Annotated in this window: 12 protein-coding genes, 1 rRNA gene and 1 riboswitch; of the genes, 12 read left to right on the forward strand and 1 reads right to left on the reverse strand. The window is 69.8% G+C overall.

The annotated features are described in order from the left end of the window. The 11 genes from rrf to ACFY93_RS16255 form a co-directional block, all read left to right on the forward strand. Positions 1-112: ribosomal RNA gene (gene rrf, locus ACFY93_RS16205) — 5S ribosomal RNA — on the forward strand; the annotation flags it as partial. 171 nt (positions 113-283) lie between these two features. Further along, positions 284-892, forward strand: a complete 609-nt coding sequence (locus ACFY93_RS16210) for a CDP-alcohol phosphatidyltransferase family protein (protein ID WP_391358668.1) — start codon at positions 284-286, stop codon at positions 890-892. A 114-nt stretch (positions 893-1006) separates the two neighbouring features. Beyond that, positions 1007-3502: a sugar phosphate nucleotidyltransferase gene (locus ACFY93_RS16215; protein ID WP_391358671.1), complete on the forward strand. Its 2496-nt coding sequence runs from the start codon at positions 1007-1009 to the stop codon at positions 3500-3502. A 108-nt stretch (positions 3503-3610) separates the two neighbouring features. After that, positions 3611-4516: a DUF881 domain-containing protein gene (locus ACFY93_RS16220; RefSeq protein WP_391358674.1), complete on the forward strand. Its 906-nt coding sequence runs from the start codon at positions 3611-3613 to the stop codon at positions 4514-4516. Beyond that, on the forward strand, positions 4513-4845 hold the full coding sequence (locus tag ACFY93_RS16225; RefSeq protein ID WP_003988855.1) for a small basic family protein: 333 nt from the start codon (positions 4513-4515) through the stop codon (positions 4843-4845). The genes ACFY93_RS16220 and ACFY93_RS16225 overlap by 4 nt, the downstream gene beginning before the upstream one ends. 5 nt (positions 4846-4850) lie before the next feature. Then, a complete protein-coding gene (locus tag ACFY93_RS16230; RefSeq protein WP_391358676.1) occupies positions 4851-5729 on the forward strand; it encodes a DUF881 domain-containing protein in 879 nt (292 codons plus the stop codon). 61 nt (positions 5730-5790) lie between these two features. Continuing rightward, a complete protein-coding gene (locus ACFY93_RS16235) occupies positions 5791-6765 on the forward strand; it encodes an FHA domain-containing protein (RefSeq protein ID WP_391358679.1) in 975 nt (324 codons plus the stop codon). A gap of 41 nt (positions 6766-6806) precedes the next feature. Then, a complete protein-coding gene (locus ACFY93_RS16240; protein WP_391358682.1) occupies positions 6807-7550 on the forward strand; it encodes a MerR family transcriptional regulator in 744 nt (247 codons plus the stop codon). Between the two features lie 85 nt (positions 7551-7635). Then, a complete protein-coding gene (locus ACFY93_RS16245; protein WP_161300298.1) occupies positions 7636-8109 on the forward strand; it encodes a bifunctional nuclease family protein in 474 nt (157 codons plus the stop codon). Between the two features lie 185 nt (positions 8110-8294). Next, positions 8295-8969: a MerR family transcriptional regulator gene (locus tag ACFY93_RS16250; RefSeq protein WP_391358684.1), complete on the forward strand. Its 675-nt coding sequence runs from the start codon at positions 8295-8297 to the stop codon at positions 8967-8969. Positions 8970-9063: 94 nt separating this feature from the next. Further along, positions 9064-10566 carry a DNA polymerase IV gene (locus ACFY93_RS16255; protein ID WP_391358687.1) on the forward strand — a complete coding sequence of 501 codons (1503 nt, stop codon included), beginning with the start codon at positions 9064-9066 and terminating at the stop codon, positions 10564-10566. On the opposite strand, the gene ACFY93_RS16260 is transcribed toward ACFY93_RS16255, so the two are convergent. Further along, entirely contained in the window at positions 10491-10859 is a 369-nt protein-coding gene (locus ACFY93_RS16260) for a PRC-barrel domain-containing protein (RefSeq protein ID WP_391358689.1), read from the reverse strand. The genes ACFY93_RS16255 and ACFY93_RS16260 overlap by 76 nt on opposite strands. 136 nt (positions 10860-10995) lie before the next feature. After that, positions 10996-11091: riboswitch (glycine riboswitch) on the forward strand. Positions 11092-11267: 176 nt separating this feature from the next. Here ACFY93_RS16260 and gcvP point away from each other — a divergent pair. Then, positions 11268-14153, forward strand: coding sequence for an aminomethyl-transferring glycine dehydrogenase (gene gcvP / locus ACFY93_RS16265; RefSeq protein WP_391358692.1), 2886 nt, complete (start codon positions 11268-11270; stop codon positions 14151-14153). The last annotated feature ends 38 nt before the right edge of the window (positions 14154-14191 follow it).

Genomic DNA, 14191 nt, shown 5'->3' on the forward strand with positions numbered 1-14191 from the left:
TGGTCATAGCGTGAGGGAAACGCCCGGTTACATTCCGAACCCGGAAGCTAAGCCTCACAGCGCCGATGGTACTGCAGGGGGGACCCTGTGGGAGAGTAGGACGCCGCCGAACTACCTTTACAGCTCCGGCTCTCGGGCATTCTGCCCGAGAGCCGGAGCTTTTTTGCGTTGAGGGCTTCCGCCCACCCCCCTGCCTTCGTGCCCCCTCCGCGGCACGGCGTGAACGCTTGCGGGTAAGGTCAGGGGGCATCGTTGGCTCGTTTCCCCACATGGAGGCTCCCGGGTGGAGGTCCAGGAGACCCGCGTACAGACAGACCGGGTCCTCACCATCCCGAACATCCTCAGCATGGCGCGTCTCGTCGGCGTGCCCGTCTTCCTGTGGTTGATCCTCAGGCCGGAGTTCGGCGGCCCCAAGAGTGACGCCTGGGCGCTTCTGGTGCTCATGCTTAGCGGCATCAGCGACTACCTGGACGGCAAGCTCGCCCGCCGCTGGAACCAGATCAGCAGCCTCGGCCGGCTGCTCGATCCCGCCGCCGACCGGCTCTACATTCTGTCCACTCTGGTCGGACTCACCTGGCGGGAAATTCTGCCGCTCTGGCTGACCTCCGTCCTGCTGGCCCGAGAACTGGTTCTCCTTGTCATGGTGGGCGTCCTCCGGCGCCACGGCTATCCGCCGCCGCAGGTGAACTTCCTGGGGAAGGCAGCCACGTTCAACCTGATGTACGCCTTCCCGTTGTTGCTGCTCAGTGACTCCAACGGGTGGATCGCGTCACTCGCTGCTATTTTCGGATGGGCGTTCGCCGGATGGGGTACAACCCTGTATTGGTGGGCAGGGATCCTCTACATGGTCCAGGTCCGCCGTCTGGTCAGGGTGGACGCCATGGCCGACTGAACTCGCCCATTGTGCGGCTGTAGCGGCTCGTTGGCCCGCGGACGAAGAATGCGGGACAATCAGGACGGGTGAAGTCGGCTAGACAGTCGTCTCTTCAAGGAGGACGCTTCCGACATGAAGGCCGTCGTGATGGCCGGCGGCGAAGGCACGCGCCTTCGCCCCATGACCTCAAGCATGCCCAAGCCGCTCCTGCCCGTGGCCAACCGCCCAATCATGGAGCATGTGCTACGGCTGCTCAAGCGGCATGGGCTCAACGAAACCGTCGTGACAGTGCAGTTCTTGGCCTCACTCGTCAAGAACTACTTCGGCGACGGCGAAGAGCTCAACATGGAGCTCACCTATGCCAATGAGGAGAAGCCACTCGGTACCGCCGGGAGCGTGAAGAACGCCGAGGACGCGCTGAAGGACGACACGTTCCTCGTGATCTCCGGCGATGCCCTGACCGACTTCGATCTCACCGACCTCATCAATTTCCACAAGGAAAAGGGCGGGCTCGTCACCGTCTGCCTGACGCGCGTACCGAACCCTCTGGAATTCGGCATCACCATCGTCGACGAGGAGGGAAAGGTCGAGCGCTTCCTCGAGAAGCCGACCTGGGGCCAGGTCTTCTCCGACACGGTGAACACGGGCATCTACGTCATGGAGCCCGAGGTCTTCGACTACGTCGAGGCCGATGTCTCCGTCGACTGGTCCGGAGACGTCTTTCCTCAGCTGATGAAGGAAGGCAAGCCGATCTACGGCTATGTCGCCGAGGGCTACTGGGAGGACGTCGGCACTCACGAGAGCTACGTCAAGGCGCAGGCCGACGTCCTCGAGGGCAGGGTCGACGTCGAACTCGACGGCTTCGAGATCTCACCCGGCGTCTGGGTCGCCGAAGGCGCGGAGGTGCACCCCGACGCCGTGCTTCGAGGACCCCTGTACATCGGGGACTACGCCAAGGTCGAGGCCGGAGTCGAGATACGAGAGCACACGGTCGTGGGCTCGAACGTCGTGGTGAAGTCCGGAGCGTTCCTCCACAAGGCCGTCCTGCACGACAACGTCTACATCGGCCAGCACAGCAACCTCAGGGGCTGTGTCATCGGGAAGAACACCGACATCATGCGGGCCGCCCGCATCGAGGACGGTGCCGTCATCGGGGACGAGTGCCTGGTCGGTGAAGAATCGATCGTCCAGGGCAACGTACGGGTCTATCCGTTCAAGACCATCGAGGCCGGCGCCTTCGTCAACACCTCTGTGATCTGGGAATCACGCGGTCAGGCGCATCTCTTCGGCGCCCGCGGGGTCTCCGGGATCCTGAACGTGGAGATCACTCCGGAGCTCGCGGTACGGCTCGCGGGAGCGTATGCCACGACCCTGAAGAAGGGGTCCACCGTCACGACGGCGCGTGACCACTCGCGAGGCGCCCGTGCGCTGAAGCGGGCGGTGATCTCGGCGCTGCAGGCCAGCGCCATCGACGTACGCGACCTGGAGAACGTGCCGCTTCCGGTGGCCAGACAGCAGACCGCCCGCGGCAGCGCCGGCGGCATCATGATCCGGACGACGCCCGGTGTGCCGGACTCCGTCGACATCATGTTCTTCGACGGCGGAGGAGCCGACCTGTCGCAGGGCAGCCAGCGGAAGCTGGACCGGGTGTTCGCGCGGCAGGAGTACCGCAGGGCGTTCCCGGGTGAGATCGGTGACCTGCACTTCCCGGCCAGCGTCTTCGACTCGTACACGGGCTCGCTGCTGAGAAACGTCGACACCACGGGCATCGCGGAGTCCGGGCTGAAGGTGGTCGTGGACGCCTCGAACGGCAGCGCCGGGCTTGTGCTGCCCAGCCTGCTCGGGAAGCTCGGAGTCGACTCCCTGACCATCAATCCCGGTCTCGACGAGTCCCGGCCGACGGAGACGGTGGACGCGCGGCGCTCGGGCCTCGTACGGCTCGGTGAGATCGTCGCGTCGGCGCGGGCCGCGTTCGGTGTGCGGTTCGACCCGGTCGGTGAGCGGCTGTCCCTCGTGGACGAGAAGGGCCGGATCGTCGAGGACGACCGCGCGCTGCTCGTCATGCTCGACCTGGTGGCCGCCGAGCGGCGCAGTGGACGGGTCGCTCTGCCGGTGACGACCACGCGGATCGCCGAACAGGTGGCCGCCTATCACGGGACCCAGGTCGACTGGACGACGACGTCACCCGACGATCTGACGCGGGTCGGGCGCGACGAGTCGACGATCTTCGGTGGTGACGGCCGGGGCGGCTTCATCATCCCGGAGTTCAGCTCCGTGTTCGACGGCGCGGCGGCGTTCGTGCGGCTGATCGGACTGGTGGCGCGTACACAGCTCACGCTCAGCCAGATCGACGCGCGGATTCCCCGTGCGCATGTGCTGAAGCGCGATCTGGCGACTCCCTGGGCCGTCAAGGGGCTCGTGATGCGGCGCGTCGTCGAGGCGGCCGGTGACCGGCACGTGGACACGACCGACGGAGTGCGGGTCGTGGAGGCGGACGGGCGCTGGGTCATGGTGCTGCCCGACCCCGCCGAGGCCGTCACCCATCTGTGGGCCGAGGGACCGGACGACGCCTCCGCCCAGGAGCTGCTCGACGAGTGGTCGGCCGTCGTCGACAGCGCAGGGCGTTGAACCGGCCTGGCTGAAGCCCCGCACCGACGTGCCGGACAAGTGGCCCCAAGGGGGCCTGTCCGGCACGTCGGTGGGGCCATTCGGAGGTAGCGCGCACGACGTGCGACGATGTGCGGCATGCCGCAGCAGCCCCCCGTTCGGAGCAGCCCCACGCGCCCCCCGCGTCCGGACGCCTCCATGTCGCTGCTCACCAACGTCATGGACCACAGCCTCGACGACGGTTACGCCGAGGCCGCCGCCCGCAGGAGGGCCGAGGGCACGGCCGGGATGCCGAAGACGGCCAGGGCGAAGCTGGGCCTCGCCGCCGGTCTCGTGGTCGCGGCCCTGGTGGTCACGCTCGGGGCGGCGAACGCGCGGATCGCGGCTCCCGTGGTCGCCAAGGAGCGCGAGGAGCTCATCGACCGCATCGAGAGCGAGACGGCGGCGGCGGACAAGCTCGAGGGCCGTGTCGACACCCTGCGTGACGACGTCGGCGCACGGCAGCGCGAAGCGCTGAAGAAGGACGGGGACGGCGGCCGGACCGATCTGGTGGGCATTCTGTCGGGGGCCGTCGAAGTGCACGGCCCCGGTGTCGAGCTCGTCGTGGACGACGCCAAGGAGGCCGACGAGGGCGGGGACGGGGATCCCCGGGAAACCTCCGGCTTCTCGGACACCGGCCGTGTCCGCGACCGTGACATGCAGCGCGTCGTCAACGGGCTGTGGGAGTCGGGCGCCGAGGCCGTGTCGATCAACGGCCAGCGGCTGACGGCACTGTCGGCGATCCGGGCCGCGGGCGACGCGATACTGGTCGACAACAAGCCGCTGGTGCCGCCCTACACGGTGCTCGCGGTGGGGGACGGCCAGAAGCTGCGCACCAGGTTCCAGAACACCGCCGACGGGCAGTACCTGGCGGCCCTGCACGAGAACTTCCGGATCAGGACCAGCATCACCGCCCGGGACGACGTCCGGCTGCCCGCGGCACCGAGTGTGATCGTACGCATAGCAGAACCGAGCACAGAGAAGGGCACATCGTGATCGCCGTACTGGGCCTCGTCGTGGGAGTCGTGGCCGGCCTCTTGGTCCGGCCCGAGGTTCCGGCAGTGGTGGAGCCTTATCTGCCGATCGCCGTCGTCGCGGCACTCGACGCCGTGTTCGGAGGGCTGCGCGCCATGCTCGACGGCATCTTCGACGACAAGGTCTTCGTGGTGTCCTTCCTGTCCAACGTGGTCGTGGCCGCGCTGATCGTCTTCCTGGGCGACAAGCTGGGTGTCGGCGCCCAGCTGTCCACGGGTGTGGTGGTCGTCCTGGGCATCCGCATCTTCTCCAACGCCGCGGCGATCCGTCGGCACGTGTTCCGGGCGTGAGGCCGATGAGCGACGAGAACGACAACGAGAGCGCCGGCAGCCCTCTGCGCAGGGAACTGCCGGAGGAGGTCCGGGCCCCGGCTGCCGAACCGGGCGCGGCGGACGGCCCCGGGCCGTCCGGTGCCCCGGAACCGGCCGGTGCCGGTGGGGCGGGGTCCGGGCTGACCGGACGCCAGCGGCTCGTGAAGGGGCTGTGGCCACCGCGGGTGACCCGCGCCCAACTCATCGTGGCACTGCTGCTGTTCGGCCTCGGTTTCGGGCTCGCGGTCCAGGTGGCCTCGAACAGTGACAGCGGCAGCGCCCTGCGTGGCGCCCGCCAGGAGGATCTCGTCCGCATCCTCGATGAACTCGACGACCGCACACAGCGTCTTGAAGACGAGAAGCAAGGCCTTGAGGACCAGCGCGCCGAGCTGGAGAACAGCTCGGACCAGGCCGAGGAGGCGCGCAAGCAGACGGTCGAGAAGGAGAAGCAACTCGGCATTCTGGCGGGCACGGTGGCGGCCCAGGGCCCGGGGATCACAGTGACGATCGACGACACGAAGGGGACGGTCGAGGCGGACATGCTGCTCGACGCGATCCAGGAGCTGCGTGCGGCCGGTGCCGAGGCGATCCAGGTGAACGGCGTGCGAGTGGTCGCCGACACGTTCCTGACGGATTCGGGCGGCCGGGTGAAGGTCGACGGGAACAAGATCAGCCAGCCGTACCGTTTCAAGGTCATCGGCAAGCCGCAGGACCTGGAGCCGGCGCTCAACATCCCCGGGGGTGTGGTGCAGACTCTGGAGAAGGAGCAGGCCACCGTCACGGTGGAGCGGTCGACGAAGATCGTTGTGGACGCCTTGCGAGCCGCGGAGCGGCCTGACTACGCTCGGTCGTCCTCCCAGTGAACGCGGGGTGCATGGGGGTTGCCCGGCTAGGGCAGGAGGTTGCGGGGGGTCGGCGCACCGAATGGGTGGTGCGTGGTGGAAACTGTCTGGTGGATACGGACGTTGTGAGGGTGTCCGGGTCGACCGGTGTGGTCATTCAGGGTTCGTCCTGCCCCACGGGCGGGTCTGTTTCGGTCAAGGGGAATCGCCCGTGAAGTTGTTTGCGAAGTTGTTCGGCAAGAGCGCACGAGAGGGCAGCGACAACGCTACGGCCCGCCATCGCGCCCCGCGTCAGGGAGACGTGGAGGGGCAGGGCGGCGAGCGTCCGCTGTTCCGGGACCAGGTGGCGGGTCCGGGCGGTGACCTGCCCGGTGGACAGGGCGCGCCGTCTGTTGACCCTGCCCAGTCCGGCCGCATAGGTTTCGGGGAACCGTCAACCTCAAGTACGGGTGGAGGGTTTGCCCCCGACCCGTACGCGTCCCATGCCCCTGGTGGGCAGCCGCGGCAGGAGGATCCGTCCATGTCGGTCCTGGTGTGTACGAGGTGCGGTAACCGCAACGCGCAGGCCAGCCGGTTCTGCTCCAACTGCGGAGCGCCGTTGCGGGCCGGTGCGACCCCCGAGCGTCCGTCCGAGACGACGTCCACGATCTCCATCTCGGGCCTGGAGGCCTACGACGCCGAGGCGACGGGCCAGACGCCGTCGCCCGCGCTCTCGCCGGAGGCCCAGGCCGCCGTCGACGCGCTGCCGATCGGCTCGGCTCTGCTGGTGGTGCGCCGCGGTCCCAACTCGGGCAGCCGGTTCCTGCTGGACGGCGAGCTGACCACGGCGGGGCGCCATCCGCAGAGCGACATCTTCCTGGACGACGTGACCGTGTCGCGGCGCCATGTGGAGTTCCGCCGCGGTGCGGACGGGGCCTTCACGGTCGCCGACGTCGGCAGCCTCAACGGTACGTACGTCAACCGGGAGCGGATCGACTCGGTTCCGCTGTCGAACGGCGACGAGGTGCAGATCGGCAAGTACCGGCTGGTGTTCTACGCGAGCCAGCGCGGCATCTGACCCGTCCGGATCTCCGTCCGGGGGACCCCCAGGGAAGGTCCATGCTTCATACACCGAGCGGCGGTGCCGGAAGCGGTACCGCCGCCGCGGACAGTGGGCTGATGAGCATCGGCACGGTGCTGGGCGTGCTGCGCGACGAGTTCCCCGAAGTGACGATCTCCAAGATCCGCTTCCTGGAGTCGGAGCAACTCGTCGAGCCGCGGCGGACCGCCTCGGGCTACCGCAAGTTCAGTTCCCAGGACGTCGAGCGCCTCGCCCTCGTCCTGAGGATGCAGCGGGACCACTATCTGCCGTTGAAGGTGATCCGCGAGCACCTGGACGCGCTGGAGCGTGGTGAGCCGGTGCGGCTGCCGCCCCTGGGGCGCAGGAGCGACGGGAGCGCCGGCGAACCGCTGGAGGGATCCGAGGAGCCGACCGCGGCGCGTGTGGGCCGTGACGAGCTGCTCGCCGCCGCCGAGATCGGCGAACCGGAACTCGCCGAGTGGGAGTCGTACGGGCTCATCAGCCCGTTGCCGGACGGCGCCTACGACGCGGAGGCGGTCACCGTCGCCGCGCTCGTCGTGGAGCTGGGGCGGTTCGGGATCGAGCCGCGCCACCTGCGGGTGATGAAGGCGGCCGCCGACCGGGAGGCGGGGCTCGTCGACCAGGTCGTGGCCCCTCTGCGGCGCCATCGCAATCCGCAGACCAGGGCACACGCGGAGGCCCGCACGAAGGAGCTTGCCGGACTCGCGGTGAAACTGCACGCCGCGCTGGTGCAGACGGCCCTGGGGGTGCGGCTGCCGTGACCCGGCGCACTCGCCGGACTGCGGATCGTCCACCCGTTCTGTGCCCGACTACCCAAACGTCCCGAGCACGGCCTAGGGTTGCTGTGTGAACGAGCTCGATGTCGTAGGTGTCCGGGTCGAGATGCCCTCCAACCAACCGATCGTGCTCCTGCGTGAAGTGGGAGGCGACCGCTACCTCCCCATCTGGATCGGACCGGGGGAGGCCACGGCGATCGCTTTCGCACAGCAGGGCATGGCACCCCCGCGGCCGCTGACCCACGACCTGTTCAAGGACGTGCTGGAGGCCGTCGGTCAGGAACTCACCGAAGTGCGCATCACGGATCTGCGTGAGGGCGTCTTCTACGCGGAGCTGGTGTTCGCCAGCGGAGTTGAGGTGAGCGCGCGGCCGTCCGACGCCATAGCGCTGGCGCTGCGCACCGGGACGCCGATCTTCGGCAGTGACGGTGTGCTCGACGACGCCGGTATCGCGATCCCGGACGAGCAGGAGGACGAGGTGGAGAAGTTCCGCGAGTTCCTCGACCAGATCTCGCCCGAGGACTTCGGCACCAACAGCCAGTGAGCGTCGTCCCGCCGGCGACGTGACGTTCGGCACGGCGGACCACAACCGGCCACCCTTTCCCCGCCTGAGCGCTGGGGAAACCACCCCTAGGGTGATTATCACTCGGCGTGCCGAGTGTGGCGATCGTTGACGCACCCCGGGTGACTGCCTACGGTCGAGAAGGCAGGTCAAGGACGGAGGTCGGCGTGAGAAGCAGCGGCGACGGTACGGCTGGGAGCGCCCCCGGACTGGATCCGGGGGAGGGCGGTCCGTACCCTCCCTCAAGCTCTCGGCTCCGCTCGAGCAGGGGGTACGCGCACCACGGCAGCGCTGCCGATCACGTTCCGCAGCGGCCGACGGCAGTGCCCGGCGGGGGCGAGGACACCTCCGAGAAGGTGGGGTACCGAGGCCCGACGGCGTGCGCGGCGGCCGGCATCACCTACCGGCAGCTCGACTACTGGGCCCGCACCGGCCTCGTCGAACCGAGCGTGCGGTCGGCCTGCGGGTCGGGGACGCAGCGGCTGTACAGCTTCCGCGACGTCGTCGTCCTCAAGATCGTCAAGCGGCTGCTGGACACCGGGGTGTCACTGCAGAACATCCGCACCACCGTCCAGCATCTGCGCGGGAGAGTTCTGCGTGATCTGGAGCGGATGACGCTGATGAGCGACGGAGCGACGGTCTACGAGTGCTCGTCGTCCGATGAGGTGCACGCCCTGCTGCAGGGCGGTCAGGGTGTGTTCGGGATCGCCGTGGGCGTGGTCTGGCGGGACGTCGAGGGCGCCCTGTCGCACCTGCACTCGGAGCGCGTGGACACCGGCGAGACGCTGGTCGGGAACAATCCCATGGACGAGCTGGCGCGGCGGCGCAACCGCGCCGTCTGACGCCCGGAGGACCGCACGACGGCCCCGGCTTCCCCGGCCGCCACGGCGGCGGGAGCCGGGGCCGTTGTCAGTGGTGTAGGGCAGCATCGGACCTGTGAGAACCGCGCCCACGATCATGCACCTCGACATGGATGCCTTCTTCGCGGCGGCGGAGCAGGCGTCCAAGCCGAGCCTGCGCGGGAAAGCGGTGGTCGTCGGCGGGCTCGGCCCGCGTGGCGTGGTGGCGACCGCGTCGTACGAGGCACGGGTGTTCGGGGTGCACTCGGCGATGCCGATGGCCCAGGCCCGCCGTCTGGCACCGAACGCGGCGTATCTGGTGCCTCGCTTCGGGCTCTACCGCGAGATCAGCGAGCAGGTGATGGGGCTGCTGAGAGAGCTCTCCCCGCTGGTGGAGCCGTTGAGCCTGGACGAAGCGTTCGTGGACCTGGAGGCCGGAGGGAGCGCCTGGGACGCCGCCTCGGCGCGGCTGGCCGGAGCGAAGCTCCGCGCGGACATCCGCGCGGTGACGGGGCTGACCGGCTCGGTGGGGCTCGCCGCCTCCAAGATGCTCGCGAAGATCGGCTCCGAGCAGGCGAAACCGGACGGCCTCGTCCTGATAGAGCCGGGGACCGAGCGCGCGCTGCTCGGTCCGATGTCCGTGCGCACCCTGCCGGGCGTCGGGCCCGCGACGGGGGACCATCTGCGGCGGGGCGGCATCACCACCGTCGAGGAGATCGCCGAGGCGGGCGAGGACGAGCTGGTGCGGCTGGTGGGGAAGGCCCACGGGCACGCCCTGTACGCGATGGCGCTCGCCCAGGACGAGCGGCCCGTGGTGGCGGAGCGGGACAGCAAGTCCGTGTCGGTGGAGGACACCTACGACGTCGACATCCACGACCGTGTGCGGGTCCGCGTGGAGGTGCAGCGGCTCGCGGACCGGTGCGTGGGGCGGCTGCGGGGCACGGGACGGTCGGGACGGACCGTGGTGCTCAAGGTGCGGCGGTACGACTTCTCCACGCTGACCCGTTCGGAGACGCTGAGGGGACCGACGGACGATCCGGCGGTGGTGCGGGAGGCTGCCGCGCGGCTGCTGGAGGCGGTGGACACGACCGGGGGCGTGCGGCTGCTCGGGGTCGGCGTCACGGGGCTGGCCGACTACACGCAGGAGGACCTGTTCGCGCAGGCCGCTGCGGCGGAGGAGCGTGCCGGGGCCGAGAAGGACGCGGGGAGCGAACCGGTCGGTGACGCCCCGGCCGCGGGGCCGGCCGGGGCACCGGCGGAGCCGGCCGAGCGGAGATGGCCCGCGGGTCACGATGTGCGCCACGCGGAGTGGGGGCACGGGTGGGTGCAGGGCAGCGGGGTCGGGCGGGTCACGGTCCGCTTCGAGACGCCGTACTCGGCGCCCGGCCGTGTGCGGACGTTCCGGACGGACGACCCTCAGCTGGAGCCGGCGGATCCGTTGCCGCTGGTGGACCCGGCCGCCGCCGCCGAGCCCGGCCCCGCGACGGCGCGGCCCGCGGACCGGGCCGCGGACCAGGCCGCGGATCAGGTCTCGCCGCTGCCCGCCAGCCGACCGAAGTCGCGGTCCGGCGGGGGAGGGGAGGCGACGTCCAGCCCGTAGTGGTGGTAGAGCTGGAGCTCCTGCTCGGGTGAGAGATGGCGGCCCACACCGAAGTCGGGGGCGTCCTTGATCAGGGCCCGGTCGAAGGGAATGCGCAACGCGCCCTCGACCAGCTCGCTCGGCTCCAGCGGCACGAAGGCGTCCCTGCTGAACAGACCGGTCCGTATCGCCGCCCACTCCGGGGCGCCGGTCGCGTCGTCGAGGTAGACCTCGTCGATCGTGCCGATCTTGGTGCCGTTGCGGTCGAACGCCCTGCGGCCGATCAGGCTCCGCGGATCGATGTCGGTCTGCACGGTCCCTCCACAAGGTCGCCCGTCGTCACTGCGTCACTGCGTGCATCGTGCCTAGTCACTACAAAAGGGCACATCCCGTGAGGCGGCCACTCGAGGACTCGTGCTCCCTCCCCGCTGGTAGGCTGGCGATGGCCGCTGACCCCGTGCGGGAGAGTCCTCCGGAAGACACCGGAGGCGCCGAAGGAGCAAATCCTCCCCGGAATCTCTCAGGCTCACGTACCGCATGGACGAGGTCACTCTGGAAAGCAGAGCGGGTGTCGACGGCTTCCGCTCTCACCGACGGTGAAAACCGGCACGCCCCAGGGCGGACCGGTGAAGCTCTCAGGTTGATATGACAGAGGGGGAGGCCGTCGGGGTACCCGTGCCGTGGTGCCCCTCGAAGGTCGTATCGACCAGGAGGCCTCCTCAATGACCGCCAGTCGCATTCCGCTCTCCGAGCTCGAACAGGGAATCCCCTTCGAGCAGCGTCACATAGGCCCCGACTCCGAGGCCCGGGCGAAGATGCTCGCGCAGGTCGGTTACGGCTCGCTCGACGAGCTGACGGCCGCCGCGGTGCCGGACGTCATCAAGAACGCCGACGCCCTGGACCTGCCCGGTGCGCGCACGGAGGCCGAGGTGCTCGCCGAACTGCGCGAGCTCGCCGACCGCAACGAGGTCCTCGGCTCCATGATCGGGCTCGGCTACTACGGGACCTTCACGCCCCCGGTGATCCTGCGCAACGTCATGGAGAACCCGGCCTGGTACACGGCGTACACGCCCTACCAGCCGGAGATCTCGCAGGGCCGCCTGGAGGCGCTGCTGAACTTCCAGACCGTCGTCGCCGAGCTGACCGGCCTGCCGACCTCGGGCGCCTCGCTGCTCGACGAGGGCACCGCGGCCGCCGAGGCCATGGCGCTGTCCCGGCGGATGGGCAAGAACAAGAAGGGCCTCTTCCTCGTCGACGCGGACGCCCTGCCCCAGACGATCGCGGTGATACAGACCCGCGCGGAGCCGGCCGGTGTCGAGGTCGTCGTCGCCGACCTCAGCGACGGGATCCCGGCGGGGATCGCCGAGCGTGAGATCAACGGTGTGCTGGTCCAGTACCCCGGTGCCTCCGGTGCCGTACGCGACCTGAAGCCCCTCGTCGACCAGGCGCACGAGCTCGGCGCGGTCGTCACCGTCGCCGCCGACCTGCTCGCGCTCACGCTGCTGACCTCGCCCGGCGAGCTCGGCGCCGACATCGCGGTCGGCACGACGCAGCGCTTCGGCGTCCCGATGGGCTTCGGCGGCCCGCACGCCGGATACATGGCGGTCCGCGAGACCTTCGCGCGCAGTCTTCCGGGCCGGCTGGTGGGCGTCTCCGTCGACGTGGACGGCAACAAGGCCTACCGCCTCGCCCTGCAGACCCGTGAGCAGCACATCCGGCGCGAGAAGGCCACCAGCAACATCTGCACCGCGCAGGTGCTGCTCGCCGTCATGGCCGGCATGTACGCCGTCTACCACGGCCCCGAGGGACTGCGCACGATCGCTCGCCGCACCCACCGCTACGCCACCGTCCTCGCCGAGGGGCTGCGGGCCGGCGGGGCCGAGGTGGTGCACGGCGCCTACTTCGACACGCTGACCGTTCGGGTGCCCGGCAAGGCCGCCGAGATCGTCGCCGCCGCGCGCCGGGGCGGGGTCAACCTCCACCTCGCCGACGCCGGCCACGTGTCGATCGCCTGTGACGAGACGACCACGCGGGCGCGGCTGACCGCCGTCTGGGACGCGTTCGGCGTCGACGGCGACATCGAGGCGCTGGACGGGGCGGCGGCGGACGCGCTGCCCGCGGCGCTGCTGCGGACCGACGAGTACCTCACCCACCCGGTCTTCCACCAGTACCGCTCCGAGACGGCGATGCTGCGCTACCTGCGCAGGCTCTCCGACCGGGACTACGCGCTCGACCGCGGCATGATCCCGCTGGGCTCCTGCACGATGAAGCTCAACGCGACCACCGAGATGGAGCCGGTCACCTGGCCCGAGTTCGGCTCGCTGCACCCCTTCGCGCCCGCCGAGCAGGCCCAGGGCTACCTCACGCTCATCCGTGAGCTGGAGGAGCGCCTCGCCGAGGTCACCGGCTACGACAACGTGTCGCTGCAGCCCAACGCCGGTTCGCAGGGCGAGCTGGCCGGTCTTCTCGCCGTCCGCGGGTACCACCGCGCGAACGGCGACGAACAGCGCACCGTCTGCCTGATCCCGTCCTCGGCGCACGGGACGAACGCCGCGAGCGCCGTGATGGCCGGGATGAAGGTCGTCGTCGTGAAGACCGCGGACGACGGCGAGATCGACGTCGAGGACCTGCGGGCCAAGATCGAGCGGCACCGCGACGAGCTCGCCGTGCTGATGATCACGTACCCCTCGACGCACGGTGTCTTCGAGGAGCACGTCGCCGACATCTGCGCCCAGGTGCACGAGGTGGGCGGCCAGGTCTACGTCGACGGCGCCAACCTGAACGCGCTGGTCGGCCTCGCCAAGCCGGGCCACTTCGGCGGCGACGTCTCCCACCTGAACCTGCACAAGACCTTCTGCATCCCGCACGGCGGCGGCGGCCCGGGTGTCGGCCCGGTCGGTGTCCGCGCCCACCTCGCCCCGTACCTGCCGAACCACCCGCTGCAGCCCGCCGCCGGGCCGGAGACGGGCGTCGGCCCGATCTCGGCCGCGCCGTGGGGTTCCGCGGGGATCCTGCCGATCTCGTGGGCGTACGTGCGTCTCATGGGCGGCGAGGGCCTCAAGCGGGCCACGCAGGTGGCCGTGCTGTCGGCGAACTACGTCGCCAAGCGCCTGGAGCCGCACTACCCGGTGCTCTACACGGGCCCCGGCGGGCTGGTGGCGCACGAGTGCATCATCGACCTGCGCCCGCTCTCCAAGGCGACCGGCGTCAGCGTCGACGACATCGCCAAGCGCCTGATCGACTACGGCTTCCACGCGCCGACCATGTCGTTCCCGGTGGCCGGCACCCTGATGATCGAGCCGACCGAGTCCGAGGACCTCGGTGAGCTCGACCGGTTCTGCGACGCGATGATCGCGATCCGTGCCGAGATCGAGAGGGTCGGCGCGGGCGAGTGGCCGGCGGACGACAACCCGCTGCGGAACGCGCCGCACACCGCGGCGTCGCTGGGCGGCGAGTGGACGCACGCCTACAGCCGCGAGGACGCCGTCTTCCCGGCCGGGGTCTCGGCCGCCGACAAGTACTGGCCGCCGGTGCGCCGCATCGACCAGGCCTTCGGCGACCGGAACCTGGTCTGTTCCTGCCCGCCGCTGGACGCTTACGACGAGTAGTCGCGTACGGACATGCGTCGGGGCCGGTTCGGAGGAGT

Origin of the sequence: Streptomyces sp. NPDC008313, assembly GCF_042956125.1 — a bacterium.
GTDB lineage: Bacteria > Actinomycetota > Actinomycetes > Streptomycetales > Streptomycetaceae > Streptomyces.

Bases quoted from the DNA above. Each gene is read 5' to 3' on its own strand.
- ACFY93_RS16215 (WP_391358671.1), top strand. From the start codon at position 1,007: ATGAAGGCCGTCGTGATGGCCGGCGGCGAAGGCACGCGCCTTCGCCCC.
- ACFY93_RS16220 (WP_391358674.1), top strand. From the start codon at position 3,611: ATGTGCGGCATGCCGCAGCAGCCCCCCGTTCGGAGCAGCCCCACGCGC.
- ACFY93_RS16230 (WP_391358676.1), top strand. From the start codon at position 4,851: ATGAGCGACGAGAACGACAACGAGAGCGCCGGCAGCCCTCTGCGCAGG.
- ACFY93_RS16235 (WP_391358679.1), top strand. From the start codon at position 5,791: ATGGGTGGTGCGTGGTGGAAACTGTCTGGTGGATACGGACGTTGTGAG.
- ACFY93_RS16240 (WP_391358682.1), top strand. From the start codon at position 6,807: ATGCTTCATACACCGAGCGGCGGTGCCGGAAGCGGTACCGCCGCCGCG.
- gcvP (WP_391358692.1), top strand. From the start codon at position 11,268: ATGACCGCCAGTCGCATTCCGCTCTCCGAGCTCGAACAGGGAATCCCC.